The sequence below is a fragment of the Bacillus sp. FS02 genome (assembly GCF_024398395.1).
GTDB classification, from domain to species: domain Bacteria; phylum Bacillota; class Bacilli; order Bacillales; family Bacillaceae; genus Bacillus; species Bacillus altitudinis.
On sequence record NZ_CP074101.1, the window covers coordinates 2043359 to 2069466 of the forward strand.

23 protein-coding genes are annotated in these 26108 nt (G+C 41.8%); 15 read left to right on the forward strand and 8 right to left on the reverse strand.

Going from position 1 to position 26108, the window contains the following annotated elements; genetic code table 11:
• Window positions 1-126: 126 nt before the first annotated feature.
• On the forward strand, window positions 127-1026 hold the full coding sequence (locus KFQ09_RS10360) for a LysR family transcriptional regulator (RefSeq protein ID WP_008347343.1): 900 nt from the start codon (window positions 127-129) through the stop codon (window positions 1024-1026).
• A gap of 15 nt (window positions 1027-1041) precedes the next feature.
• Here KFQ09_RS10360 and KFQ09_RS10365 read toward each other — a convergent pair whose 3' ends face one another.
• The 3 genes from KFQ09_RS10365 to KFQ09_RS10375 all read right to left on the reverse strand — a co-directional run bounded on the left by KFQ09_RS10365 (window position 1042) and on the right by KFQ09_RS10375 (window position 4717).
• Complete coding sequence (locus tag KFQ09_RS10365; RefSeq protein ID WP_060832779.1) at window positions 1042-2718, reverse strand: hypothetical protein; 1677 nt, start codon at window positions 2716-2718, stop codon at window positions 1042-1044.
• Between the two features lie 82 nt (window positions 2719-2800).
• A complete protein-coding gene (locus tag KFQ09_RS10370) occupies window positions 2801-3211 on the reverse strand; it encodes a hypothetical protein (protein WP_060832778.1) in 411 nt (136 codons plus the stop codon).
• Window positions 3212-3223: 12 nt separating this feature from the next.
• Window positions 3224-4717: a lipase family protein gene (locus KFQ09_RS10375; protein ID WP_224564398.1), complete on the reverse strand. Its 1494-nt coding sequence runs from the start codon at window positions 4715-4717 to the stop codon at window positions 3224-3226.
• Between the two features lie 99 nt (window positions 4718-4816).
• Between KFQ09_RS10375 and KFQ09_RS10380 the strand changes: the two genes are divergently transcribed.
• From KFQ09_RS10380 to KFQ09_RS10415, 8 genes are all read left to right on the forward strand, one after another.
• Window positions 4817-5317, forward strand: coding sequence for a DUF1433 domain-containing protein (locus KFQ09_RS10380; protein WP_019743871.1), 501 nt, complete (start codon window positions 4817-4819; stop codon window positions 5315-5317).
• An 84-nt stretch (window positions 5318-5401) separates the two neighbouring features.
• The gene (locus tag KFQ09_RS10385) at window positions 5402-5884 is read left to right on the forward strand and encodes a DUF1433 domain-containing protein (RefSeq protein WP_255835653.1); all 483 of its coding nucleotides are present in this window, start codon (window positions 5402-5404) and stop codon (window positions 5882-5884) included.
• Window positions 5885-5962: 78 nt separating this feature from the next.
• Window positions 5963-6448, forward strand: coding sequence for a DUF1433 domain-containing protein (locus tag KFQ09_RS10390; protein WP_255835654.1), 486 nt, complete (start codon window positions 5963-5965; stop codon window positions 6446-6448).
• Window positions 6449-6547: 99 nt separating this feature from the next.
• Window positions 6548-7483, forward strand: a complete 936-nt coding sequence (locus KFQ09_RS10395; protein ID WP_017368375.1) for a nucleoside hydrolase — start codon at window positions 6548-6550, stop codon at window positions 7481-7483.
• 116 nt (window positions 7484-7599) lie between these two features.
• Window positions 7600-8433 (forward strand): MurR/RpiR family transcriptional regulator, encoded by an 834-nt coding sequence (locus KFQ09_RS10400; RefSeq protein ID WP_034646848.1) that lies wholly within the window; start codon window positions 7600-7602, stop codon window positions 8431-8433.
• Between the two features lie 185 nt (window positions 8434-8618).
• Window positions 8619-10163 carry a gluconokinase gene (gntK, locus tag KFQ09_RS10405; protein WP_039962837.1) on the forward strand — a complete coding sequence of 515 codons (1545 nt, stop codon included), beginning with the start codon at window positions 8619-8621 and terminating at the stop codon, window positions 10161-10163.
• Window positions 10164-10187: 24 nt separating this feature from the next.
• A complete protein-coding gene (locus tag KFQ09_RS10410) occupies window positions 10188-11516 on the forward strand; it encodes a GntP family permease (protein ID WP_008347326.1) in 1329 nt (442 codons plus the stop codon).
• A gap of 109 nt (window positions 11517-11625) precedes the next feature.
• Entirely contained in the window at window positions 11626-12726 is a 1101-nt protein-coding gene (locus KFQ09_RS10415) for a DNA alkylation repair protein (RefSeq protein WP_370648325.1), read from the forward strand.
• Between the two features lie 20 nt (window positions 12727-12746).
• On the opposite strand, the gene KFQ09_RS10420 is transcribed toward KFQ09_RS10415, so the two are convergent.
• Window positions 12747-14084, reverse strand: coding sequence for an amino acid permease (locus tag KFQ09_RS10420; RefSeq protein ID WP_007498042.1), 1338 nt, complete (start codon window positions 14082-14084; stop codon window positions 12747-12749).
• Window positions 14085-14402: 318 nt separating this feature from the next.
• Here KFQ09_RS10420 and KFQ09_RS10425 point away from each other — a divergent pair, with 318 nt between their 5' ends.
• On the forward strand, window positions 14403-15917 hold the full coding sequence (locus KFQ09_RS10425; protein ID WP_017358622.1) for a methyl-accepting chemotaxis protein: 1515 nt from the start codon (window positions 14403-14405) through the stop codon (window positions 15915-15917).
• Window positions 15918-15958: 41 nt separating this feature from the next.
• On the opposite strand, the gene KFQ09_RS10430 is transcribed toward KFQ09_RS10425, so the two are convergent.
• Both KFQ09_RS10430 and KFQ09_RS10435 read right to left on the reverse strand, forming a co-directional pair.
• Entirely contained in the window at window positions 15959-16942 is a 984-nt protein-coding gene (locus KFQ09_RS10430) for a Gfo/Idh/MocA family protein (protein ID WP_255835655.1), read from the reverse strand.
• A 144-nt stretch (window positions 16943-17086) separates the two neighbouring features.
• A complete protein-coding gene (locus tag KFQ09_RS10435) occupies window positions 17087-17446 on the reverse strand; it encodes a MerR family transcriptional regulator (protein ID WP_007498034.1) in 360 nt (119 codons plus the stop codon).
• Between the two features lie 311 nt (window positions 17447-17757).
• On the opposite strand from KFQ09_RS10435, the gene yidA reads away from it, so the two are divergent.
• Complete coding sequence (gene yidA, locus KFQ09_RS10440) at window positions 17758-18570, forward strand: sugar-phosphatase (RefSeq protein WP_008345739.1); 813 nt, start codon at window positions 17758-17760, stop codon at window positions 18568-18570.
• Window positions 18571-18605: 35 nt separating this feature from the next.
• Here yidA and KFQ09_RS10445 read toward each other — a convergent pair whose 3' ends face one another.
• Window positions 18606-19613, reverse strand: a complete 1008-nt coding sequence (locus KFQ09_RS10445) for a helix-turn-helix transcriptional regulator (RefSeq protein WP_255835656.1) — start codon at window positions 19611-19613, stop codon at window positions 18606-18608.
• Between the two features lie 125 nt (window positions 19614-19738).
• On the opposite strand from KFQ09_RS10445, the gene KFQ09_RS10450 reads away from it, so the two are divergent.
• From KFQ09_RS10450 to KFQ09_RS10460, 3 genes are all read left to right on the forward strand, one after another.
• Complete coding sequence (locus KFQ09_RS10450) at window positions 19739-20446, forward strand: class I SAM-dependent methyltransferase (RefSeq protein ID WP_255835657.1); 708 nt, start codon at window positions 19739-19741, stop codon at window positions 20444-20446.
• On the forward strand, window positions 20443-21540 hold the full coding sequence (locus tag KFQ09_RS10455) for a saccharopine dehydrogenase family protein (RefSeq protein WP_047947043.1): 1098 nt from the start codon (window positions 20443-20445) through the stop codon (window positions 21538-21540). Before KFQ09_RS10450 ends, KFQ09_RS10455 begins: the two co-directional genes overlap by 4 nt.
• A gap of 220 nt (window positions 21541-21760) precedes the next feature.
• Window positions 21761-23032, forward strand: coding sequence for an MFS transporter (locus KFQ09_RS10460; protein ID WP_255835658.1), 1272 nt, complete (start codon window positions 21761-21763; stop codon window positions 23030-23032).
• Between the two features lie 96 nt (window positions 23033-23128).
• Here KFQ09_RS10460 and KFQ09_RS10465 read toward each other — a convergent pair whose 3' ends face one another.
• Window positions 23129-24952 carry an acyltransferase family protein gene (locus tag KFQ09_RS10465; RefSeq protein WP_047947041.1) on the reverse strand — a complete coding sequence of 608 codons (1824 nt, stop codon included), beginning with the start codon at window positions 24950-24952 and terminating at the stop codon, window positions 23129-23131.
• Window positions 24953-25191: 239 nt separating this feature from the next.
• Here KFQ09_RS10465 and KFQ09_RS10470 point away from each other — a divergent pair, with 239 nt between their 5' ends.
• Complete coding sequence (locus KFQ09_RS10470) at window positions 25192-26067, forward strand: aldose 1-epimerase family protein (RefSeq protein ID WP_048002488.1); 876 nt, start codon at window positions 25192-25194, stop codon at window positions 26065-26067.
• Window positions 26068-26108: the final 41 nt, after the last annotated feature.

Sequence of the window (26108 nt, forward strand, 5' to 3'; positions counted from 1 at the left end):
AAAAAAATTAGTAAATATTTTTATTAAATTGATTGCGTTTAGACTGATCTTTACGATCCCGAAAGGAATTAGTAAGATATATGTATTGAAGATGTAGGATTAAGATTTCTGATAGGAGAGGGACAGATGTATTATGATGCACTGAAGACATTTGTGACAGTGGTAGAAGAGAAAAACTTTACAAAAGCAGCTCAGAAGCTACGGATTTCTCAACCGAGTGTCAGTCTTCACATTAAGAATTTGGAGCAGGAATTTCAGACGGTTCTGCTCAATCGTTCGCCAAAGCAATTAACGGTGACGCCAACTGGGGATATGCTGTACCATCGATCAAAACAAATCATTCGTTTATATGAACAGGCGAAGCAGGATATTTATGAGCATCATCATCTGGCACGAGGGAAGCTCACGATTGGAGCGAGTTTTACCATTGGGGAGTATGTGCTGCCGCAAATCTTGGCACAATTTCATCAGCTTTATCCGCATGTTGATATTGAGGTAGTCATTGATAATACAGAGGCGATCGCTAGACATGTTCGGTTGTTCCATGTCGACATCGGACTGATCGAAGGACAAACCAATGACAAAGAACTCTCTGTGGAAACGTTTCTAGAGGATGAACTGTATATCGTTGCCCCATTAGACCATCCGTTTGCAAAGAAAAAGGATGTCACCATTGATCAATTGCAAAATGAAACATGGATCACAAGAGAAGAAGGATCTGGGACAGGAGAATACTTACAGCACGTCTTGAAATCAAATGGACTGAAAGCGCGGACTTTTGTGACATTTAGCAGCAATCAAGCGATTAAAGAAGCTGTCATTCATGGAATGGGGCTGTCTGTTTTATCTAAATATGTGCTCCAGCGGGGCAGCATTGGCGGGGAATTGGCTGTCATTTCTGTGAGGGGAATGGACTTTAAACGGACATTTTCCTATATTGAATCCCCGATGACAGGTGGGAATAAGAATAAGGAATTGCTTGTTGAGTTGTTGAGAAAAGAGAGAAAAGACGCTTCTCCGCAGTAGGAGAAACGTCTTTTTTTATAATCCTTTGATGTTGATTTCATCGACTGGGAGGAAAATCTCACCTGTATCTGTGTACTTCATGGTGACTTGATCCCCTTCTTTTAAATAAATAATAAGAGGCTCTTTTTCAGATGACATGGTGTAGTTTTTCCCATCGTCTAGTAAGAAGGTGACGGTTGTATAATCACCGGTCTTTTCCTTATACACCCTTTTCACTTTACCTGTTGACTCTTTCTTTTCTTGCTTTGATGAACTATTGACGGTACCGCCGCCTTTTTGAAGAGCAGTTTTATAGGCTCTTAGTGCTTCATTTGGTGTAGAAGCGTATGCGGCGATTTCAGGATTGGCTGCCGAAACAATAAAGTAGTTTTGCAGGAACCCGTTTGAATCGAGAACAGGTGTAAGCCAGCTGGCTTCCCCGTAGAAATTATAAAGAATCGGCATGCGGCCCTTCCATTTCTTTTCGATAAATCGCTTCTCAATAATTTGCAAAGCTCCCTGTGAATCCATGTAGGATTCTTCAAGATTACCCGTATAATACGTGGCTTTTCCTGTTCGGGCATTTGTTAGTGCATACCCGAGCATGGAATCAACGCCCTCTTTTGGACTGGTGAAATCTGTGAAGTAATACATATCCCCTTTTGAATCAAACACCGGACTTACATTGGCTTCCGTTCCCTCGTCTGAAGGCAGCTTCACATCTGATTTTCCAAACATACTGTTCCAGAAACCATGTACATAGTTGCCGAAGTAACTATTTTGCAGACTGACGGCCTCTGGTGACACAGCGCCATCAATAAAGGCTGGTACTTTGTCTAAGGAATATTTCTTCGTTTCACCCGTTTTGGCATCCACAACAACTACACCGGAAGCTTTAAACCCGTTTCGTGCAGAGATGAAATCTCCAAATGTTTGGATGTAATAAGGCTTGCCATCATCATTGATCTCGAGCTGCGTGTCTCCATAGAAAATCAAATCTGGGTACTGAAGACGGATATGCCGCTCAATTTCCTTATTGAAATAGGAAGAAGGCGTATAGACCATCTCGGTTTTCACAAACTTTGGATTGGCAGATGAGTCGGTCGCACTTAATGTAAAGTAACCCGGTGTGCTACCAGAACGAATCCATTTAAAGAAATCGGAGAACTCGACGGGTGCGATATACACATACTCACCATTGACCTTCTGAATTTGCAAGCTGCCAAGCTCGTAGTAACTCGTGTTTGGCACCTGTCCGAACGATTTCTTCATCTTATTGCGAGCAAATTGCGGTGGTACACTCGCAGGTGTCTCTGTCTCATCGAACGCTTTGATTTCGACTTTTTGCTCCATTTTAGACACGTCGAATTTCTCATTTGCATTGAATAGAAAAGCGGTTGCCATATAAACACCGAGCAGCAATAAAATGAGAAATAATACGCCCTTGATCTTCCGCTCCAATCCCACTGATAAAAAGGCACCTGCTGCTGTCACAACAAGTCCAATGAGCCACAGTGATGATGGGTTGCGGTCTAAATTGGTGATGTAGTAGAAGCCGAAAATCCCGATGATAAACAGCAGTGCCAGTCCCGCAATCCACATAAGCGGCACCTGTTGTTCAGTCCCTTTCTTTCTAAAGATTAACCTGAGTGGTGTGAGCAAAAGGGTCAGGACAAGACCGATCACAACCGAAAATAACAACATATATCCCACAAACAGATCTCCTTTCAAATCAATCACTCTTTTAGTATATACGAGTGAGACGGGGAAAAGATTCACCGGATAGAAGGTTCATTTAAATGCCGATCGAGTCGATGGCGGATTGAACATCTTCTTTCAGCTCAAAAAATGTGAGTCTTTTTTCGATTTTTTCGATTAAGGCGTCAATCGCTTCACCTGACATATGGGTTTGGATGTTCTTTTGATGTTTGTACACGTTAATCAGAAGGTCATCAATTAGATCTACTATTTTTTTGGCTTCTTGACGATCCTCTGCAAATTCATTTTGAAGTTGATGCCGGATGGCTCTGATCAGCGCTGTTTTCTGTTCTTCTTTGATCTTTGCTTTCAAAGCAGCCAGCTCTGCTGGTGTCATGTCTTCCGTGTTAAAGTTTGCTTGAGAGAAGATGGAGCTAGATGTATGCGTATCTGTCATTCTTTGCAAAAAACGATCTGCATCTGTTGGTTGTTTCTTTGAAAATTCCATTTGTCGTACTCCTTAAGAAATACCCATATTTTTGGCAAGGGTTGTATCTGCATCGTGGTATTGTTTTCCTAGCTGGCTCATATCATCTGATATTGAGTCCATCCACCTTTTCATATCCATCGCATGATCAATCGCTGCATCATACTTTTTGACCGAATAGAACTCATTTTCAAGACCCTCTGTTTTTAAGTGGCGAATCACAGCATCCACATCTGAAGCCGTCAGCTGGTCATACGAACCAAAACCGACAATTTGTTTGTATCTTGAACGGACGCGTTCCACCGATTGATCCACTTTGTCATCGAGTTTCTCAATTTTACGAATGATTTGCTGCATATGGTGCTCGGCATATGTGGAGAATGTACGACCTGTGTTCATAAGAACATGCGACTTGATTAAAATCGCTACCACACTTTGCGGGTGAACATTTGATTGGCTCAATTGATGTAACATGGCGGCAGTGAGAGAAGGGTTTTTTCTCAACATATCATCAATGGTTTGAACGGAGCCATCTGACGAAAAGGAATACCGGTCTAAGCCATGGCTGCCGGCGAGGGCTTCAAGAAATAAATTCGCATCAAGTGAAGGATTCACACTCATTGCCCGATTGAGGAGATTTTTCATAAATTGGACGGCTTTTGAGGAGTCCTCAGTGTAATCGACGCCTTCAGGTAAAGCGGCATCATACATCACTTTCACACGACCGATTTCTGTCGTATGACGATTTAAGAGAGAAAGCCCGTCATTGAGATTGATATATTCTGTTAATCTACTACGGTAATCACCTTTTAATGCTTTGGCTTGCAGACCATCCGATAGATTTGGGTAAATATTCGGATTCTCAAAGGTGACCCCACCTTGAATAAAATCATTTTTGACAAGAACATAAGAAGCATTTGACCCGCCAAGTGAATGCCCTGTCACATACATCTTCGCATTCGGCATTTTCTTATGGATCTCTTTCGCATACCGGTCCGCTTGCACCATTTGATTCTCTGCACCGTGTTCAAAAGGGATATTTTTAATCAAATACTTCGTATCTGAAATCAACCAATCTTGTACAATCTCATTTGTATAGGTCGTTGTCCCTGTCGTCATCTTCGTCGTGACTTCCTTTGACGTCTCTGACTGGCTAAAAGGAGGCAGCTTTGTCAAAATGGTAGAAAGAAGATCATCTGACTCTTTTTTTCCATGTTTTTTAATGGTATCTTTATATTGGCCTGCCCCAATCGGTTCTGAGCCGCGGTAGGCGATGACGGCGTTTTTGATTTTTGTGAGGTCTTTTCCTCCATCGGAGCGATCAAAATCTTCTTCGGAAACGATAGTTAGTGCATTAAGACCTTTAGTTGTTTCTTTATAATCAATGACATACATGGTCTTATTTTTACTAATTTCTATTTCACTAGAAATTCTATAGTAATCTATTTTATAAGATGCATTGGAAATAAGATTATAGTCTTTATCAGAAAGTTCGTTTTGGGCTACGGTTTTAGACAAAATTGTCACTCCTGTAATATTTATCTTATATATTATATGATATTGTATGATAGATATCTATAAAAAGAGGATTAAAATCCTCTAGATTAACAAAGGTGGATTTATCTAATGAAAAACACAATCAAAGTTGTGATTATATTATTTACTATCGTTATTATTCTAATAGTTTCTCTTATTATCCAACAAGATAAGAAAGAAAAATCGAATGATTCAGGAGGGGAAACTGTTGTGAAAGAGAAAAGTGATCAAGAAAAAGCAGAAGAGTTCGCAGAGAAAATGAAACCAAAAATAGAAGAAAGATTACATAAAAAGGATATCTATCATTTTATAGAAAAAATAACATTCAAAAAAAAGGTATCCATTAGTCCAATGGGATATGTAACAGTTGATGGTTATATAAATGATGATCCTGAAAAATTTTATTTCTCAGCATCTTTAATGCATAAGTCTAACGAAATTGGTTCTATGAGCTTTTCCCCAGAGTTGTCATATCGTTTTAAAGACTGGAATAAATATAAAGATGAGCCTGAGATAAAAGAAAACTACCTTAACAGACTCTCTAAAAAAGAACGAGAGCAATATCTAAAGGACATTGGAGAAAAAGAGTAAAGCAGGTACTCACCTACCTGTTTTTATTTGTGTCAATTTCATTTGTAGATTGATTAAAGGTTCATAAAGGAGTTTTTATTTTTTATGAGAAATACAATGAAATTTTCTATATTATTTGTGGTCGTCATCATCTCAGTAACTGCTTTCATTGTAGAGTACATTAATCAGAGTCTGTCGGATGATATAGTGGAAGAGAAGAGCGATGAAGAAAAAGTAGAAGAACTCGCAGAGATGATGAAGCCTAAGATAGAAGAGCATTTACATAAAAGAGACATTCATCACTTTATTAAAACCATAACGTTTGAAAAAGATGTGACCATCAATCCTATGGGGGATATTATAATCGATGGCTATATAAATAATGAACCGGAGAAGTTCGGATTTTTAGCTTCTTTACAATATAGAGCTAAAAAAATCGGTTCAATGAGTTATGACCCTGAGTTGTCATATCGTTTTAAAGATTGGGACAAATTTAAAGATGAACCAGAATTAAAGGAAAACTATCTTAAACGACTCTCTGAAAAAGAACGAGAGCAATATCTAAAGGACATTGGAGAAAAAGAGTGAAGCAGGTGTCTACCCACCTGTTTTATTTTTTTATTATCATTAATTGAGAAGTTTTGATTGTAAGGAGTGTTGCGTTGTATGAAAAATACTTTAAAACTTGTATCTGTTTTGGTCGTTATCATCATTGTCTCAGTGACTTCGTTAATCACTCAGCACAATAAGCAAAGTAAAACAAATGATGTGGTAAAAGCAAAGAGTGATCAAGAAAAAGCAGAAGAGCTCGCAGAAAAAATGAAGCCTAAAATAGAAGAATGTTTACGCAAAGAAGACATCCATCACTTTATTAAGACCATAACGTTTAAGAAGAGGGTAACTATTGATCCAATGGGCTACATCGTAATTAGAGGATATATAAATGATGAACCGGAAAAGTACGGTTTCTCAGCTTCTTTACAATATAGAGCTAAAAAAATCGGTTCAATGAGTTATGACCCTGAATTATCAGACCGCTTTATAGATTGGGAAGAATATAAAGATGAGCCGGAAGTGAAAGAAAATTACCTTAAAAGTTTTACTAAGGAGGAACGTGAACAGTATCTGAGAGACATTGGAGAAAAAGAGTGAAAAATATCCGTTAGCCGTATGTTCTTTAAAAAACGATGACCAAAGTAATATGCTATCATTCCCCTAACAACACTTACAAACAAGGGAGAGTTTTCAAACATGGCAAATAAAAAGAAATTGATCTTGGATGTAGACACTGGAATTGATGATGCGATTGGTATTTTGCTTGCAGTGAAAAGTAAGCGGTTTGATATGTTGGGGATCACAACGGTGTGCGGGAATGTGTCTGTTGAAGCGGCGACATTGAATACGTGTAAAGTGCTTGAGCTGGTTGAGGCAGAGGAAATCCCTGTCATCAAAGGTGCAGTAACGCCTCTTTTGAGAGCCCCTCATTATGAACATCGGGTGCATGGGGAGGATGGAATTGGCGGCGCTTTAAAGGACGCCCGGCCTAAGAAGACCGCAGATGAAGGTTTTGCGCCTGATTTTATCATTGACCAAGTACTGAAGTATTCGAAGCAGGTTACGCTTGTGTTGACAGGGCCGTTAACGAATTTAGCCCTTGCAGTAAAAAAATGCCCTGAGCTGATTCATCACGTAAAAGAAGTCATTTTTATGGGGGGTGTCGTGCAGGAACAGGGGAATGTCACACCGGTTGCGGAATTTAATACATATGCAGATCCAGAAGCGGCGAAATTGGTGCTGGAGGCTGGTTTCCCTTCATTGACTCAAGTAGGGCTGGATGTCACGAGACAGGTCTTGTTAACGGATGAGAGAATTGATGCCATTCAAAATGAAACGTTAGCCAGTTATATCAGAGAGAGCACAAGCATTTACCGCCAGCGCTATTTTGAGCGGAATGGGGTGTGGGCATGTGCCATGCATGATCCGCTTGCTGTAAGTCTTGCAATTGATAAACAACTTGTGAATACACAGGCTTTTCATGTAGAAGTGGAGACGAAGAGTGAGTTCTGCGATGGTCAAATGATATGTGATTTTCAGCATCAATGGGGAAAAGATCGCAATCTTCAAGTGTGTATGGATGTAGATGCTGAAGGGTTTTTTGATTTAATGATCAAAGTCTTGAATTCTTAAAAAAGAAGTCTGTGCAAACAGGCTTCTTTTTTATAAGATGGGAACATGAGGAAATGTATGCGCTCACATGAATGAGGAAGGAGTGAAGTCAATTGGCTTCTGTCAGTTTAAGTAGTATGGATAAGATAAGGGCAGCAAGCAGAGGATTGCCGCCAAAACTGAAAGCAATTGCTGAGCACATTACAAGTGAGCCCCGCGACATCATCCATTTGTCGATTGTCGAGCTTGCCAAAAAGACAGCGAGCTCAGAGGCAACGATTTTTCGTCTTTGTAAAAGGCTTGGATTTGAGGGGTATCAAGATTTGAAGATTGCTATTGCCCAGGAAATAGACCAAACGAAGCCTGATTATGTAGATGAAGAGATGAGTCTTGACGATGATACTGCCGTTTTTATGCAAAAGGTATTTCAGGCGAACATCACTGCATTAAAGGATAGTTTTCAATTGTTGAATCCAGAAGATGTAGAAAAAGCCGTACAATTAATCCATGAAGCAGAGCGCTTAGAGTTTTATGGCAGCGGTGGGTCTGGCCTCATCGCCACAGATGCTTTTCACAAATTTATGAGAACAGGCATCAACTGTATTGTTCATACAGATTCTCACTTTCAAGCGATGTCGGCAGGTCTGCTTGATCAAAAGAGCACAGTGCTTGGTATATCTCATTCTGGTCGAAATAAGGATTTGCTGGATGCGATGAAAACAGCCAAGGAAAAAGGAGCGAAAACCATAGGCATTACAAGCTATCAGCGTTCTCCATTGAGTCAGCTTGCAGATGTCACGCTGTATACATCAACGCAAGAAACGGCTTTCCGAACGGAAGCGATGTCTGCTAGGCTTGCCCAGCTTACTGTGATTGATGTGCTATATTTTGCGCTTGCACATTTAAGGCAGCAGGAAACATTAACAAACTTAAAGCAAATGAGAGAAACCATTTCTCAAAAAAGAGTGTAATGGTTTCAAAAATAAATTTTTCTATTAGTGAAAAATGCTGTTGTGGTAACGATTCTAAGGTTTTAAATGAAAATTATTTTCTTTTTGATCGTTGAATGTCGAAAAAAATATTCCTATAATGGGATTTATCAGGTACACCAGCACCACGACACTTTATTTCAAATCAATGATTGGGCGTGATACAGATGAAGGGAAACCAGGCGGTAATTGGTTTGGATATTGGAACAACAAGTACAAAGGCGGTTCTATTTGGACCACAGGGGAAAGTCATATCAAAACATTCTGTTCCTTATGACCTCATTCACCCCCAGCCAGCATGGGTTGAGCAGAACCCTGAACATATTTTAGATGCTGTGATTGCGAGTGTAAGAGGCGCCTTGACGAAAGCAGCATTTGATGCAAAAAACCTCATAGGTGTGGGAATTAGTACGGCGATGCATTCCTTAATCGTCATGGATGAGAATGGAAAAACATTAACAAACAGTATCATTTGGGCTGATAACAGAAGTGCAGAACAAGCGAAACGAATCATAACGGACTTAGATGGCTTTCAAATTTATAAAAGAACCGGAACACCGATCCATCCAATGTCACCGCTTTCAAAAATACGATGGATCAAGGAAATGACACCTGACGTCTTCAATCAGGCAGCAAAATTCATTTCCATCAAAGAGTATGTTCTTTATCATTTCTTTGGTCAGTATGTGGTCGATTATTCAATCGCATCAGCAACAGGACTGTTCCGATTGGAAACGCTTCAATGGGACGAGGAGGCACTACGCATTGCAGGAATTCAGGTGAATCAGTTGTCTGAACTTGTTCCAACGACGCATCAGCTGCGTGGTCTTCAGCCAGAAATTGCGCTGCGAATGGGCATTGAAGAAGATACACCATTTGTTGTGGGTGCAAATGACGGTGTATTAGCGAATCTTGGTGTTGGTGCGATTGGCAAAGGTGAGGTAGCAGTCACGATTGGGACAAGTGGTGCAGTACGTACAGTCGTAGATCAGCCAATTACAGATGAGCAATCAAGAACATTTTGCTATGCATTGACAGACAAGCATTGGGTGGTCGGAGGACCGACCAATAACGGCGGAATTATGCTGAGATGGCTCAAGGATGAATTTGGGTCTTCCGAGGTGGAGGTAGCAAAGCGTCTAGGTGTAGACCCTTACGATCTAATGATTGATATTGCAGAAAAGGTTCCAGCTGGCTCAGAAGGACTGCTGTTTCTACCATTTTTAACAGGTGAGCGAGCACCTTATTGGAATCCAAACGCAAGAGGCACGTTCTTCGGGATCGGTCTTCAGCATAAGCGCGAGCACTTTATTAGAGCCGTGTTAGAAGGCGTCATTATGAGTGTTTTCTCGATCGGTGTGGCACTAAGAGATTTAACAGGTCCAGCGAAGGATGTCAGGGCTTCTGGTGGATTTGCGAGATCCCCGCTATGGCGGCAGATTTTGGCGGATACAATGGGCAGAGAAGTGCTTGTTCCAGAGAGCTACGAGGCTTCCGCACTTGGGGCGGCTGTCCTTGCACTTCATAGTTTAGGTCATATGGAAGAGATAGAAGAGGTGCAGGAATGGATTCGTATTTCTGCCCGCCATGAACCAAATATGAAGAACAACGAAACATACATAGAGCTGTTTTATTTATATGAGCGTCTCTATGACAAACTGAAGGATGAATTTGATGTCATTAGTGCGTTGCAATTAAAACAAAATCGTTAAACATCGGGGAAAAGGTGGGAGAACATGCTTTTATTCATTGTGATTGCGGCGATTGTCCTTTTACTCATTCTCATTACAGTCGCTAAGTTGAATCCGTTTGTGAGTTTGATCATTACCTCTATGCTAGTAGGCTTTGCTACAGGAATGGATTTACAGGAAATCATTCAATCGATTAAAACGGGATTAGGGAACACGTTATCGTTACTGGCGATTGTCCTAGCGCTTGGAACCATGCTTGGGAAAATGATGGCTGAGTCAGGGGGCGCTGAGCGGATAGCTCAAACACTCATCAGTCGTTTTGGGACGAAGAATGTGCATTGGGCGATGATGTTTGTAGCCTTTATCGTGGGGATACCTGTCTTTTTCCAGGTCGGATTCGTTCTTCTCATTCCTTTACTCTTTACCATTGCGATTGAAACGGGCATTTCGCTCGTGACGATTGGGATTTCATTAATCGCAGGATTGTCTGTTGTGCATGGGCTAGTTCCGCCTCATCCAGCTGCCATGGCAGCAGTAGGCATCTATCATGCCAACGTGGGAAAAACGATTTTCTTTTCAATCATCGTCGGTTTGCCAACAGCTATTATTGCTGGACCGCTGTACGGTAAGTGGATTGGAAAACGGATACATAAACCAGTTCCAGAGCTGCTCAGAAAGCAATTCACGGAACGACATGCTGATCGGAAGCTTCCTGGTTTTGCAAATACGATGTTTACCATTTTGGTGCCGGTCATTCTTATGCTGCTTGCCACGTTGGCGGATATTATTTTGCCAGAGGATAGTATGTGGTATCAGATGTTCAAGTACATTGGAGATCCCATAACAGCTTTATTGATTGCAACAGTGTATTCTTTCTTTAGCCTTGGCTTTATACAAGGGATGAGCCGTGACCGAGTGCTGTCATTCAGTAACGATTGTTTGGGACCGATCGCGTCCATTCTGCTTGTGATTGGTGCAGGCGGAGCGTTCAATAATGTACTGATCGATTCAGGCGTTGGGGATTATATTGCTGATTTAGCCAAACACTCCCCAATCTCACCGATTTTACTTAGCTGGCTGATTGCTGCGGTTATTCGTGTGGCAACAGGATCAGCTACAGTATCCATGATGACAGCGGCCGGAATTGTAGCCCCAATCGCTGCATCCATGCCGGATGTGAGCAGAGAGCTGCTTGTTTTAGCAACAGGAGCGGGTTCACTGATTTTGTCTCATGTCAATGACTCTGGTTTTTGGCTGATCAAAGAGTATTTTGGTATGACCATTAAAGAGACGTTCTTGACTTGGACGGCTATGGAGACCATCATTTCCGTTAGCGCCATTGCATTTATTATGATCATAAATATGTTTATATAACGGGACAACAGCTCAATTCTTCGGGATTGGGCTGTTTTTGGCTTGTTGTTATGCCGCTTTTGACAATTTAGGATAAAATAATGATATTGAGCTATGGGAGGCGGACACGATCGAACCTTTAAAACATGTATATAATGAACCATTTATTCAACATTTAGCAGAAAAACTGGTGCAAGCGTCAACTGTATTTGATGCTGGTCACTTTCAGCAGCTCGTGTTTCAAGAGGATTGGGAGCAGCTGGAGTTGAAAGGACGAATGAGAAGAGTAACTGAATCGATGCACGCCTGTCTGCCTGAAGATTATGAGAAGGCAATCGATGTACTGCGTCAGACAGCACCGCATTTTACAGGGCTCAGTGCGCTCGTATTTCCAGACTATGTCGAGACATATGGTGTTGACCATTGGGATATTTCGATCAAAGCACTTGAATACTTTACACCGTTTTCCACTGCTGAATTTGCCGTTCGACCTTTTCTCATACAAGATCAAGAGAGAATGCTGGCGCAGATGCTTGTGTGGTCACAGGATCAAAATGAACATATTCGCCGTCTCGCTAGTGAAGGATGCAGGCCTCGTTTGCCGTGGGGATTATCCGTCCCTGCGCTGAAAAAGGACCCTTCTGTCACGCTGCCCATTTTAGAAAATTTGAAGTCAGATTCGGCCAAGTATGTGCAAAAAAGTGTAGCGAATCATTTAAATGATATTTCTGCAATTCAGCCAGACCTCATGAAGCAAATGGTCAAAAGCTGGTATGGAACCAATGAACATACAAACTGGATTGTCAAACATGCATCCCGTACGTTATTGAAAAAAGGCGATCCAGATATCATGGCTTTATTTGGCTATGGAGATGATCCGTCTATCCAAGTAACGGATTTGAAGGTGACGCAAGACCCCGTTCGTATTGGAGAGAAGCTGACCTTTCATTTTATTCTTCAGGCAGATAAGCCATTAAAGCTGCGCGTAGAGTATGCCGTTGATTACGTGAAAGCTCGTGGTACACGCAATCAAAAGGTATTTAAAATCACAGAATTTGAAACAGGATCGGCGCTGCATAGAGAATTTGTCCGGTCACAGTCGTTTCAAAATATGACAACGAGAAAGCACTATGAGGGCATTCATACATTAACCATCATCATCAACGGCATCCCAAAAGCGTCTGTTGATTTCGAAGTCGCAGCAGCTGCTCATGAAAAAACCCGCCATTGAGGCGGGCTTTGCTTGCGTTTCTAAGCTTTCTTTTTCATTAAGAATGAAGCAATGATGGCGGCTGCTAAGAAACCGATACTGATAATCGAGCTAGGTAAGTTCTCTGGTCTGAATAGGAACAGAACAAAACTGACACTGAGTACAAGACCAGCAAATAAAGTGAAATACGGAAATAACCAAACTTTGAAATACGGCTCCTGTGGATATCTTGGACGCAGTTTCAAATGTGCCAGACAGATGCTGATCCAAATAAGAGAAACCGCAAAACCAGGAATAGCCAGCATATAGCTGAAAATTTGATCTGGGTACAAGTAAGCAAAGAATGTTCCGATTAAAAGAAACAGAACGGTCACCCATAAACTTAAAATAGGTACACCTCTTTTGTTGACCTGTGCCAGCTTTTTTGGACCGCCGTCTGATTTAGATAGAGAATGAATCATTCTCGTCGTACCGTAAATACCAGAGTTGGCGGCAGATAGAACAGCTGTAATTAAGACGAAATTAATGAAGTGAGAGGCACCCTGCATGCCAGCTGCTGAAAAGACTTGGACAAAAGGACTGTTATTCGGATCAATTTGATTCCAAGGAATGAGTCCGCAAATAATCAAAATCGGCAGTGTGTAAAACAAGATGATGCGCCACATCATACTTTTGACAACACCAGGTAACACCTTTTCTGCATCCTTTGTTTCTGTAATGGTCAGCCCGATCAATTCAGAGCCTCCATACGAGAAGATCACCACTAATAATGAGGCAAAGACAGCACCCCATCCGTTCGGGACAAAGTTTTGGTAATTGGTGAGAACAGGCGTGCTTTGTTCGCTCGGAATGATTCCAAATAATAATGCAGCACCGAGAATAATAAACACAATAATAACGAAAATCTTCATTCCAGCGAACCAAAACTCAATTTCACCAAAGTATTTTACATTATTTAAATTAATTCCGATGACTAAGAGCGAGCAAAGTAAACATAAAGACCATAATGGTACGTTTGGCATCCAATATTGAAGCAAACTCCCCGCTGCAATGATTTCAATGACACATACAGTGAGCCACATAAAACAGTAAACCCATCCGACAACAAATGAAAAACGTTGACCAAGCGCAATCTGTATGAGGTCGCGAAGGTTATTCCCCGGGTAGACGATGGCCATTTCAGCTAAAGCCGCCATGACAATGAGAAGAAGCAATCCAGCAAATACATAGGAAAAGATAACTCCAGGACCTGCTAAGCCGATTGTATCGGCACTTCCTTTAAAGATTCCTGTACCAATGACCCCGCCCATCGCAATCATGCGAATATGACGCGGCGATAAAAGCTTTTTTAATTCGTGTTGTTCCTGATTCGCGCTCATGACGTTCTCCTTTTTTAAAATGCTTATGTTCCATTTTCTTTTTTCGAGCGGTCAGTGTCAATATAAAAAAAGAGATTTTTCAGACAAAATAGGCGGTTGATTCTATCAAATGAGCCGTTTTCTTCCATAAATCTTTTCCATGACCCATCCCCAAAATCTGAAACTTCGTGAAAAAATGAACTTTTGCCTTCATTCTGACATAAACAATTTTCAGTTTTTGTCGATATATCTTTTGTATTACTAAAGTCCTAATAAAGAATTGTTTATAACTGTAAAATATTTCAAAAACGTACGAAAGAATGAAAGGAGTTATTGAAGATGTTTATGAGAAAAGCAAGTGATTCATCGTCGGAGGCCCTTCTAAGTGAAAGCAGTCAATTAGTTGAACGAATAGAGAAGGGAGATTTTTCAGCCAGAATTGATACTGCTGCATTCTCTTCTAGTCAAACAATAGAAGCAGTGGCTCAAATAAATGAAGCGTTGCAAAAGATGCAAGAAGCGCAAGAAGATATTCATATGCGTATGAATTTAGTGACAAAAGCCATTCAAGTGGGTCTATGGGATATGACGGTTGTAGCAGGAGATCCTGTGAATCCAAAAAACGAATTCACATGGACGGATGATTTCCGCAGAATGCTAGGTTTCCAAAATGAAAACGATTTTCCGAATGTCTTAGACAGCTGGGCATCTCGAATTCATCCAGATGAGCAGGAATACACCTTGAATGCATTCTCTACGCATTTATTGGATCATTCTGGCCGTACACCGTATGATATCGAGTATCGTCTGAAGTTGAAAAATGGCGATTATCGCTGGTTCAAAGCAACTGGAACGACGATTCGAGATCGAAATGGGGTACCTCTTCGTGTGGCAGGGGCTCTTTTTGATATTCATGATCAGAAATTGAAAGAAGAAGAGCTGCAAGCATTCGTGACAAGATATGACTTGATCAACCGTGCGCTTGTGGAAGCGCCTTGGGATATGGTTGTAGAGGCTGGCGATCCTGTCAATCCAAACAATGAATTCTGGTGGTCTCCGCAGTTTAGAAAAACGCTTGGTTTTACAGATGAAAAGGATTTCCCGAACGTGTTGAGCAGCTGGAGTGATCGTTTGCATCCTGAAGATAAAGAATCGGCTCTCCAAGCCTTTGCGGATCACTTAAATGACCATTCTGGCCGTACACCATTTGACATTGATTATAGATTGCAGAGTAAAAATGGCGAGTACCGCTGGTATCATGCGGGTGGTGAAACCATTCGTGATGAGAAGGGTGTCCCTTTACGTGTCGCAGGAACGATTCGTGATATTACGTTAGAAAAAAATAAAGAAAAAACAGCCAATGAAATGGCTTCCCAAGTAGAGCAGCTTTCAAGTTCTATTAGTGAAATGGTATCTGGCATCAGTTCTGTGACAAACCAAGCACAGGAGCTTGCTGTCGCCCAAGAGCAGTCAACGTCTGCTGCTAATCTGGCGAAAAACAGTGCAGATGAGACGAAGAACATTTCAGACTTGATCAAAGAAGTGGCAAACCAAACGAATCTGCTTGGTTTGAATGCTGCAATTGAAGCAGCAAGAGCAGGCGAGCAGGGCCGCGGTTTCTCAGTCGTTGCCGATGAAGTACGTAAGCTAGCGCTTCATAGTGCCAATGCGACAGAAAATATCGAATCTAGTTTAACTGAAATGAAAACACAAATCGATCAAATTCTTGAAAATATCTCCAATATGACAGCTCTTACGCAAACACAGGCTGCTTTGACAGAGCAAGTGAACGCTTCAGTTGATGAAGTGAATCATATGTCTCAGCGTCTGGTGGCATATTCAAAGAGTATCTAATGCCAAAAAACCGCCTTTTCATCAGAAGGCGGTTTTTTTATTTAAGCATGATCTGCTGGGAAAACAATACCGGCGTCTTTCCTAGCGGCTTCAAGAACCTTCATGACAGAAAGACTGTCATCAAGCCATTCATAACACTTTTCGACATTTCCTGTTTCAATGATATGCTGAAATGCTTCTGCTTCATAAAACAGGCGGTTTGAATTGGTTTGTGTATTGAGTGAAGTGACTTGGTCTCCTATATGCAACAACACTTCTTCACAGCCATTCGCACCATTTTTCACATGCAGGAACCCTTTTTCCCCTTGAATCAAAGCGAAATTCATACTGCTTGTATCTTTGCTGCCAACACTTGTGGCGATGAAATCATTGTAAGTAAAAGTTAAAACACCAGATGTGTCGATGCCGTTTGGATGGCGGTTGGCCTGGTAACGAACGTCTTTCGGTGAACCAAATAGATTCATAATGAAATGAACATTGTAAATGTTAATATCCATGAGGGCACCGCCAGAAAACTCTGGGTTAAAGACATTCGGCGTTTCCCCGGCGAGCAGCTGATTATATTTACTTGAATATTGACTGTAGTTGCATTGAACGAGTTTGATTCTGCCTAATTGATGAAGGTGTTTTTTGATTAAATGATAGTTGGGCATATGAACGGTCGTAATGGCTTCAAATAGGAAGAGCTGCTTTTCCTTTGCGAGAGCGATTAAGGCTTCTAGCTCTTTCACATTAGAGGTAAAAGGCTTTTCGCAAATCACATGTTTTCCGTGTTTCAATGCAGCCGTGGCATGCTCGCTATGTAAACGATTGGGTGATGCGATATATACCGCTTCTATATGGGGATCTTCTAACATAGTGGTTAAATCCGTATAAGTCGTTTGCACCCCAAATTGATCTGCGAGTTTCTTTGCCGTCGCTTCCTTTCTTGAATAGACAGCGTGGCAAGAAGCACCTTCAAGCTGTTCAATTGCCTGGAGGAAACCTTCCACAATCACACCTGTTCCAATGGTTGCTATTCTCATTCTATTCATAACCCCTTTCATACGATTGATGTCACGTCAAGCTGTCTCTAGTATACCTGATGTTTTCATACAACGTGTACTTAACAGCTAGGCGCAGAGGGGTGCCAGTAAAAAATACCGGCACATCTTTGGCAGTCTCTACAATTAACTAATGTTAGCTAATGTTTGTTTCGTTAACAGTTGAATGGCCGCCTTCCTCTTTTTTAACTCTTGAATGGATTTTTGAATATCTTCTACTTTTTGTTCGAGCAGCTGTTCCGCTTCTGTTTTTGACTGTTTCTCGAATAGTGACGTGATAATTTCTCGAATTTCTTTGAGTGAGAAATCTAGCTTTCTTGCTTCAGTGATAAAGGATAGCATGAGTACATATTTTTTATCATATAAACGATAGCCGTTATGTGCTCTCTTAGGCTCGGGGAGCACACCCTCATTTTCATAAAAACGAATGGTTTCAATATGTACACCAGACATTTTTGACAATTTTCCTCTCGTAAATGTAATCATTCCCTGCACCTCCTTTCTTTGCTATCCATCATACAATTAGATTTGCTAGTTTCAAAATATTCTCCGATGAACATTTGTTCCTTTTCATAGTGTTAAAATGACAGGTCTCTTCTATTCACAGCGGATTCCATAGAATAGGTTATAATAGATGAGGATGAAGTGATTTTTTGTTACAGATAGGAACAAGTAGACAGCGTGAGAAAAAAACGATAGGCTAAAATAGGTACATAGTATGATGAATAGCATGTGATTATGTAGATGATCACTCAAAATAGTGACAGCACGTTTTGCTGAGAAAAGGGGAGCAGTGAATGTATAAATTAGTCGCAATTGATATGGATGGTACGTTATTAAATGATCAGCATATGGTGCCGGATGAGGTGTTTGAAGCCATTCAACAGGCGAAGGCAGAAGGCGTTAAAATTGTTTTATGTACAGGCCGGCCGATTGGCGGGGTGCACCGCTATTTAAAAGAGCTGCAGCTTGATCAAGAGGGGGATTATGTCATCGCCTATAATGGAGCGCTTGTACAAAACAGCCATACAAATGAAGTCGTATCAGAATTAACTTTATCCTATGATGATTTGACTTCTTTATATGAACTGAGCCGTCAGCTGGATACACCTATGCATTATTTCGATTCGGCTCATCTATACACACCAAATCGGGATATTAGTGAATACACGGTACTTGAATCGTATTTAACGAAATTGCCGCTTAAGTATTTACCTGTCGAAGAGGCAGACCCATCCATGAGACTTCCGAAGATGATGTATATTGATCAGCCGGAACGTTTGGAAAAGACGATACAAGCCATTCCATCTGAAGTGAAGGATCAGTACATGATGGTAAAAAGCACAGATTTCTTCCTAGAAATTCTCCATCCTGATGTGAGCAAAGGGAATGCCGTGAAGCTTCTAGCGCATGAACTGGGGATTTCTCGTGAAGAAGTGATGGCGATTGGTGACAATGGGAACGACGTGTCGATGCTAGAATTTGCGGGCTGTGGCGTTGCGATGGGAAATGCCATTGAAGATGTCAAAGCAGTTGCGGATGTTGTGACAAAATCCAATAACGAAGCAGGAGTCGCACATGTCCTGCATGAGCGAGTCATCGGAAAATAAAGAAAGAGCGGTCTACCAATGAGGTAGCCGCTTTTTTATATGTGTGAGAAAAAGTAAACAAGCATACGTCTGCTGTTCAAATTTGTTTTTTCGAGCATCGCCTTTACATGATCATGCACCGTATGAGGCGAGATAAATAACGTACTGGCAATTTCTTTTGTGGATTGTCCTTTTATTAAACAGTCAAGGACGTTCATTTCTCTTTCTGTCAGCCGATATGTTTTCGCTATATAAGGAAGGATTTCACTTGTTTGAGCTCGCTTAATATGAATCATGACAGCCTCTTCCTGCCCGGCTGCCTGTGCTAAACGAAATGCTTGAAGAGAGAGAAAACGCCCTGTCGGCATTCTGGTGATGCTGACCGCTGTTTGGTCACCGCCGCCGTATAAAAGCTTAGCACCTAATGCTCTAAACGGACGGGGCATGATGGCACCGTCATGAATTTGCTCAAAGGTCTGGAAGGTGTGAAGCCAATGAAGTCCAGTTTCATTTCCATAAAGAAGATGGTAATCGTGTGAAAGAATGAGGAAGCCTTGGTGTTCCGCCGTTTCATCTTCTTCCGTTTCTCTTCTTTTAAAAAGTTCATCTCTCAGCTTGGCTGCGAGTGCTGGTGTTTGGCGACTAACCGCTTGTATATCTTGTTCATGAAAAGGTTCCTTCTCCTTTTTCCGATAAAGGCTGGCGATTCCCCAGCATTCACCTTGAATTACAAGGGCTGCCCGCAATTCATCTGCCCATCCGTTAGGTAACAAAATGTGCTGGTATCGACCACTATTGATGTATTCTCCGCTTTGGACGAGACTGGCAGCGTGGACAGGACCTTTCGCTAGGTCTTCATGCTGGTGCACATCTTTTTTTAAATATTCATTTTGAAACAGCTCGTTATGTATGGCTTCAATCGGTTCATCTGTAAAAGAACCCGTCGAGAGGAGAGTAGCTGGATCAATGGTTGTGATACAGGCAGCATCAAAATCACAGATAGCAGCAAGTTCATCTCGAATGTTTTTTCTCAGCTGCTGAAAATGAGCGGCTGGATTGTTCATTTGATCTCCTCCTCAATATCCCTACTTTTAGGGATCGTTTTTTCTCATCTATCTTCTTACAATGAAGATAACATACCGTTAGTGTAAAGGAAACGAAGCAAAGCGGAAACTGGAGGAGAAGACATATGAGTGTAAATCAACATTGGCATGATCCTGTTGCTGAATCCTATGCAGCGACAATTGCACATAAAGTACCGGGCTATCATCTTTTGCATGAGCTGACAGTGGATAGAGTAGAAATCGAATTAATGGGAGCGACTTCTCGCATGTTAATAGTCGGAGCAGGTGGGGGCGAAGAGATCATCAACATGCTTCAAAGAAATAAAGACTGGCATATCACAGGGGTTGATCCATCTCCAACCATGCTTGATATGGCCAAGCGCAGAGTGGCACAGCTTCATATGCAAGATCGCGTCACATGGTATGAGATGGCCTTAGACAAAGTGCCGGTTGAAAAGTTGTACGATGCAGCAGTAAGTTTGCTTGTCATTCATTTTGTAAAAGATCAGCTGACCTTTTTACAGGAGATCGCCCGCCGGCTTCAACCAGGGGCGCCTCTCATGTTGGCGTTTATTCAAGGAGACCCGAAAACGCCGACATTTCAGCAGGAGCTTCATATGCTTTCTCTATTCATGAATCGTCAAGGCTTGGGAAAGGAAGTGTTTACGTCCTTCCGAGAAAGGCTGGGTGTCACAACATATCCCGTGTCTGAAGAAAAGATGACAGCACAATTAACCGAAGCAGGATTTCAAGACATCAGACCTTATTTTCAAGCGGGCATGATCAAAGGGATTGTTTGTAAAAGAGGCGATAGAAAGGCGGTTGGAAAATGAGGTCAAAAGTGATGGTGATAGGCGGTTATGGACATGTGGGGCAGCAAATATGTCTTCAATTAAGTGACGTGTATCCTGGGCAAGTCTTTGCGGCTGGCCGAAGTTATGAGAAGGCTGAACAATTTGCACGCCAAACGAATGGGCGTGTACGTCCATTTCAGATAGACGTAAGACAACCAATGGATACGGACTGGATGGATGAAACGAGACTCGTGATCATGTGTCTGGATCAAGATGACACGTCATTTGCTGAAACATGCTTACGATCAGGTATTGATTATCTCGATATTTCGGCAAAAGGAGCCTATATTGAGAAGCTAGCAAAGGTCCATCAACAGCAATTGAACGCAACGGCTGTGCTGAGCGTAGGTCTTGCACCTGGTCTCACCAATTTGCTTGCAGCGAAGGCGGCATCTATTCTGACCTCTGTGGAGCAAATTGATATTAGTATCATGCTTGGGCTAGGTGACCAGCATGGAAAAGCAGCTATTGAATGGACGCTTGATCATGTGCATACGGATTATGAGCTGACGAAGAATCATCAGCGAAAGAAAGTCAAAAGTTTTACTGGAGGGAAACGCATTGATTTTGGCAAAACGCTTGGAAAGCGGCAAGCCTATCAGTTCCCTTTCTCTGACCAGCAAACATTGCCTTCGACGCTCCATGTGCCTTCTGTGACAACAAGGCTCTGTTTTGATTCTGGTGTAGCGACACGTGCATTTGCTCTCACAAGGAAACTCGGAATGACGTCCCTTCTCACGATGCCGAAAATCAAGGAACGTGCCATTTCACTGATTCAATCTGCTCAAATGGGTACAGATCAATATGCAGTGAAAGTGGAAGCGGTAGGAATGAAGGGTAACGAAATTCATCGAGCAGCGCTTGGAATAAAAGGTCGCGATGAGTCTCAAGCAACGGCTCAAGTCGCCAGTGCTGTGGCACTGCATGTATTGAGCAAGCAGTTTCAGGCAGGTGTTTTTCATATCGAAGAATTATTTTCATTAGCGTATGAGAATGGTGATTTTGCGTTGGTGGATCAAAAAACGAAGGAAAAGCACGCACTAGCATTGAGAGCCAGCCTTTTAACGGCATAAAAGAAAATGACAAAAGATACGCATCAGCTCAAAAGTACAGGTCAGTCATGTGGGCGCTTTATTCATGATCCATTTCAAAACAAGGTGTCTATGATCCGAAAACAACCGCTTGCTCTCCATGTAAATGGTCGAGAGGTGGAAGAGATTTAAATCAAGGATTGTAGTCGGAACTGATATAATGGTTACATTGGGCAAATAAATCTCAAGTGGGTGTTTACAAGTGTTAGATACAGAAAAAGATGTAGTGAAAAATTATATAGATTCACCCCAAAAATTGAAAAATTTATATAAACGAGTATTGTTCGTTGTCAGTCTTTCGCAAATATTTGGAGGGGCTGGAATAGCTGCAGGAATTACGGTAGGTGCCATTTTAGCGCAACAAATGCTTGGAACTGAAGCCTATGCAGGAGTTCCAATCGCTTTATTTACTTTGGGGTCAGCTGGGTCAGCTTTCATTGTAGGAAAGCTTTCGCAACGTTATGGACGACGCATCGGTTTATCGACAGGTTTTGTTGTTGGAGGGCTCGGAGCAATTGGCGTTGTGCTGGCAGCTATGATGAATAGTGTCATTTTATTATTTGTATCGCTCTTCATTTACGGAGCAGGAACATCCACGAACTTACAAGCGCGTTATGCTGGGACGGACTTAGCGAATTCTAAACAGCGTGCAACTGCAATTAGTACAACAATGGTCATGACAACATTTGGAGCAGTAGCAGGTCCGAATTTAATTGAAGTGATGGGTAAATTTGCAGTGTCCATTGGTGTTCCAGCACTTGCCGGTCCTTTTATTTTATCAGCAGTAGCATTTATTGTAGCTGGTCTTGTCCTTTTTATTCTGCTGCGTCCTGATCCATTAGACATTGCCCGAAGAATAGCAACTTACAAAGCAGAACATGGGCATGGAAATAAACCAGATGCTGCTGATAAAAAAACAGATAAAAAAGGGCTTACAGTAGGTGCCACAGTGATGATCTTAACTCAAATTGTCATGGTGGCACTCATGACCATGACACCGGTGCATATGCAGCATCATGGTCATGGATTAGCCGAAGTGGGCATTGTGATTGGTTTTCATATAGGAGCCATGTATCTTCCTTCACCTATCACGGGTGTACTTGTAGATAAACTAGGACGAACAGCTATGAGCATAGCGTCGGGCATCACATTGTTACTTGCTGGTTTATTAGCAGCATTCGCACCAAGTGATTCAATGGTTCTATTAATCATTGCTTTGTCTTTACTTGGATTGGGATGGAACTTTGGTTTAATTAGTGGTACTGCTCAAATAGTGGATTCTACAGAACCATCAAACCGGGCAAAAACCCAAGGAACACTCGATGTTTTTGTTGCGTTAGCAGGTGCTTCTGGCGGTGCCCTTTCAGGAATGGTCATGGCGAATACGAGTTATGCTACATTATCTTTAAGCGGAGGAATTTTATCGTTAATTCTCATCCCTGTCATCGTTTGGTCTTTTAAAAGTAAAACATAATGCAGCTCCGTGCTCATCCATCACAAAAAAAGACATGCCTCCAATCATAGGAAAGCATGTCTTTTTTGAATCTCTCTTCACAGGATGCTAGTCTTCTTATGATGCCGAGGACACATCTCCTTTTTTCTTGATACTGGCTTTAATGAGCTCAGTCAATGTGTCAGAGCCTTTTGTGGAAAGATGAACACCATCTGGCTGAAAATAGGATGGCTGTCCGGTAGCGGCTGAATGCCAATCGACTAAGCTCACATTGTGGTGTTGATTGGCCACACGCTCAATGACTGCATTCACATCATTTTCCCAAGATCTTGGAACGCGAGTGTTCACAAGAAAAATATGTGCCTTCGAGAAATGTTGTATGAATGAGGTCAAAGTCCCCTCCGTAAAATAACCATTTGTGCCAAGCTCAATAATAACAGCGGCATCAGCCTTGTTAAAAGAAGCATATTGAGGGGCGATGCGGATGGCTTCGTTCATTTGCCTTCCGACCCTTGCGTCAATGGTGATGGGTTCATAGGCCTTTTCTAAATTTGAAGCAATGTCTAACATGACGGAATCACCAATGGCAAGAACTTGGTGAAATTGTTTAGGATCCGCTGCTTTTTTCTCATGTTTGTCTTTCTTTTTCTTCACTTTTGATTCTGTCTGACCGCCTGCCTTTTGGGGCGCTGTCTTAATTTGTGTGACTTCTTGCGCATGCGGGGATGTATGAGACGAGCTAGACATGCCAATGGTAAATAAAATCAAAAGGACTGCGGCAATCCCAAGAAACACTTTATTGGACATAGACCATTGCTTGATTCCTGTTTTCCAAATTGACCAAGAGGCAAAATAGTGTCTAAACCCGAGTTTACGAATCGGCTGTTCGATCAAACGATAGGAAGCCTCTGATATGAGTAGAATTGCGATGAGCTGCAATGTGACACGTCCCATGGAAGGCTGTCCAATCTCAATGACCGGTGTGGTAAGCACGATAATTGGATAATGCCATAAGTAGATGCCATAAGACCGCTTTCCGAGCCAAACGAGTGGTTGAAATGACAGCCATTTCCCAATAAGACTGGCAGGATGGCAGACACACGCAATTAAGATCGCTGCATTCAAACAGAATAAAAGCATACCGCCTTGGTAGAGAAAGCCGTCAAATTCGTCGACTGCATAAACACATAAGAGGAAAATGACCATCGAACCGAATCCGGCTATTTGTAACATACGTCTGCCGATAGGAAGTAATTTTCTGCTGGAAAGTCTGTGCATGGGCCAGACAAATGCAAGACTGCACCCGATGAGGAGTGCAAACGCACGTGTGTCCGTTCCATAATAGATTCTGCTCGGGTCAGTATCCGGTGAATAGAGAATGGCCATCCATAAAGCAGATACAAGTGCCAGACCAAAGGTGATCATAGGAAGATGGGATCTGTTTTTCACCCATTTCAGTCCAGCAATCAACAGTACCGGCCAAATGAGATAAAATTGCTCTTCAATCGCCAAAGACCATAAATTTTTTAGTGGAGATACAGCATTGAAGCTGTCAAAGTAAGAGAGCTGATGAAAAATATACCACCAGTTACTCACATAAAAAAAGGACGATAAGGCATCGCCACGAATGGACATTAATGCATTTGAACCAGCAATGGCGCACCAGCTGACGATTAAAAAAATCATGACGTAGGCAGCTGGAAGCAGCCTTCTGATGCGGCCCATCCAAAAAGGCAGAAGCTCTTGATAGCCCAAATCCTGCTTATGCAGCAAGATGGTTGTAATCAAGTAACCAGAAATCACAAAAAACAAATCAACGCCAAGAAACCCGCCGCTTGCGGGTTCAATATGTAAGTGATAAGCAATGACCGCCAATACGGCAACAGCTCTCAGCCCATCTAATCCTAATATGTAACGTAAACGGTTTTCCTTGCTGTTCATGAAAAAGAATCCCCCATCAATGTCAAACGCGTCTTTTTTGTTGTCACTCCAAAAGAACAACGATTCTTTTATTTTATATAAGATTAGACGAATCAGCATTACATTTTGTTGGCGAATTTCTGTCTTTTTTAAAATTTTTTTATATGAAGAATTATTCTAAGGCTTGAGGGATTCTTATTTTTATACTCAAACCGAAAATCCCTGTCATAATAAAAGAAGAAGGAAAGGGGATGTGTTGAATGAGAACGATTGAAAATGATCTGTTATTGGTTCAAATCAATGAGAGAGGTGCCGAGGTGAGAGAGGTGCTTCATAAAGAAAGTGGACGTCAATATATGTGGTCTGGTGACCCTGCTTATTGGGGCAGGGTGTCGCCCGTCTTATTTCCGATTGTCGGACGGTTGAAGGATGATCAATACAAGATAGACGATCAAACGTATCAACTCTCGCAGCATGGATTTTTGCGTGATGTTGATTTTGAACTATTTGAAGAAGCAAAAGATCAGGTGGTTTTTCAATATCAATCAAATGGCCGTCACACGTCACAATATCCGTATGAATTTACAGCGCGCATCAGTTATGCACTGTCGGAAAATGGACTAACGATTTCCTGGGAAATTGTTCATGAAGGAGATGGCACGATGTATTTCTCGATTGGCGGGCATCCGGCATTTCATGTCCCGCTTGTTGAAGGCGAGCAGACAGCTGATTATTCACTCACATTGGCACCTTCAACCGAACATGATCCAGTCCAATATGAACTTCATGATTCACTTGTGAGAGAGAAGGAGAAAGGTGTTGAGTTTGAGCCGATTCAACTTCGCCCAGAACTTTTTCAGAACGATGCAATGATCTTTAGTCATATTGATCAAGTATCATTGATTTCTCAAGCAGGTCACGGCGTTGAGGTCGATCTCAGTGGTTTTCCGTTCGTTGGTATTTGGTCTCCATATGATCAAGAAAAGGGAACAATGGCTCCTTTTGTTTGTATTGAGCCTTGGTATGGGATCGCTGATATGGAAGGGACAAATGGGCAGTATAAGGAGAAATTCGGCATTCAAACCTTAGAGAAGCAAGAGACCTTTCACGCAGCTTACACCATTTTCTTTAAATGAACATTTGTGCATGGTGAAGTGAACAATTTGTTATGATAGAG

Coding starts and splice junctions, on each gene's coding strand:
- KFQ09_RS10435 (WP_007498034.1), bottom strand. CDS start 17,446: ATGATTACATTTACGAGAGGAAAATTGTCAAAAATGTCTGGTGTACAT.
- KFQ09_RS10430 (WP_255835655.1), bottom strand. CDS start 16,942: ATGAGAATAGCAACCATTGGAACAGGTGTGATTGTGGAAGGTTTCCTC.
- KFQ09_RS10400 (WP_034646848.1), top strand. CDS start 7,600: ATGGATAAGATAAGGGCAGCAAGCAGAGGATTGCCGCCAAAACTGAAA.
- KFQ09_RS10390 (WP_255835654.1), top strand. CDS start 5,963: ATGAAAAATACTTTAAAACTTGTATCTGTTTTGGTCGTTATCATCATT.
- KFQ09_RS10380 (WP_019743871.1), top strand. CDS start 4,817: ATGAAAAACACAATCAAAGTTGTGATTATATTATTTACTATCGTTATT.
- KFQ09_RS10465 (WP_047947041.1), bottom strand. CDS start 24,952: ATGAACAGCAAGGAAAACCGTTTACGTTACATATTAGGATTAGATGGG.
- KFQ09_RS10420 (WP_007498042.1), bottom strand. CDS start 14,084: ATGAGCGCGAATCAGGAACAACACGAATTAAAAAAGCTTTTATCGCCG.
- KFQ09_RS10450 (WP_255835657.1), top strand. CDS start 19,739: ATGAGTGTAAATCAACATTGGCATGATCCTGTTGCTGAATCCTATGCA.
- KFQ09_RS10360 (WP_008347343.1), top strand. CDS start 127: ATGTATTATGATGCACTGAAGACATTTGTGACAGTGGTAGAAGAGAAA.
- KFQ09_RS10425 (WP_017358622.1), top strand. CDS start 14,403: ATGTTTATGAGAAAAGCAAGTGATTCATCGTCGGAGGCCCTTCTAAGT.
- KFQ09_RS10470 (WP_048002488.1), top strand. CDS start 25,192: ATGAGAACGATTGAAAATGATCTGTTATTGGTTCAAATCAATGAGAGA.
- KFQ09_RS10455 (WP_047947043.1), top strand. CDS start 20,443: ATGAGGTCAAAAGTGATGGTGATAGGCGGTTATGGACATGTGGGGCAG.
- KFQ09_RS10370 (WP_060832778.1), bottom strand. CDS start 3,211: ATGGAATTTTCAAAGAAACAACCAACAGATGCAGATCGTTTTTTGCAA.
- KFQ09_RS10445 (WP_255835656.1), bottom strand. CDS start 19,613: ATGAACAATCCAGCCGCTCATTTTCAGCAGCTGAGAAAAAACATTCGA.
- gntK (WP_039962837.1), top strand. CDS start 8,619: ATGAAGGGAAACCAGGCGGTAATTGGTTTGGATATTGGAACAACAAGT.
- KFQ09_RS10410 (WP_008347326.1), top strand. CDS start 10,188: ATGCTTTTATTCATTGTGATTGCGGCGATTGTCCTTTTACTCATTCTC.
- KFQ09_RS10385 (WP_255835653.1), top strand. CDS start 5,402: ATGAGAAATACAATGAAATTTTCTATATTATTTGTGGTCGTCATCATC.
- KFQ09_RS10395 (WP_017368375.1), top strand. CDS start 6,548: ATGGCAAATAAAAAGAAATTGATCTTGGATGTAGACACTGGAATTGAT.
- yidA (WP_008345739.1), top strand. CDS start 17,758: ATGTATAAATTAGTCGCAATTGATATGGATGGTACGTTATTAAATGAT.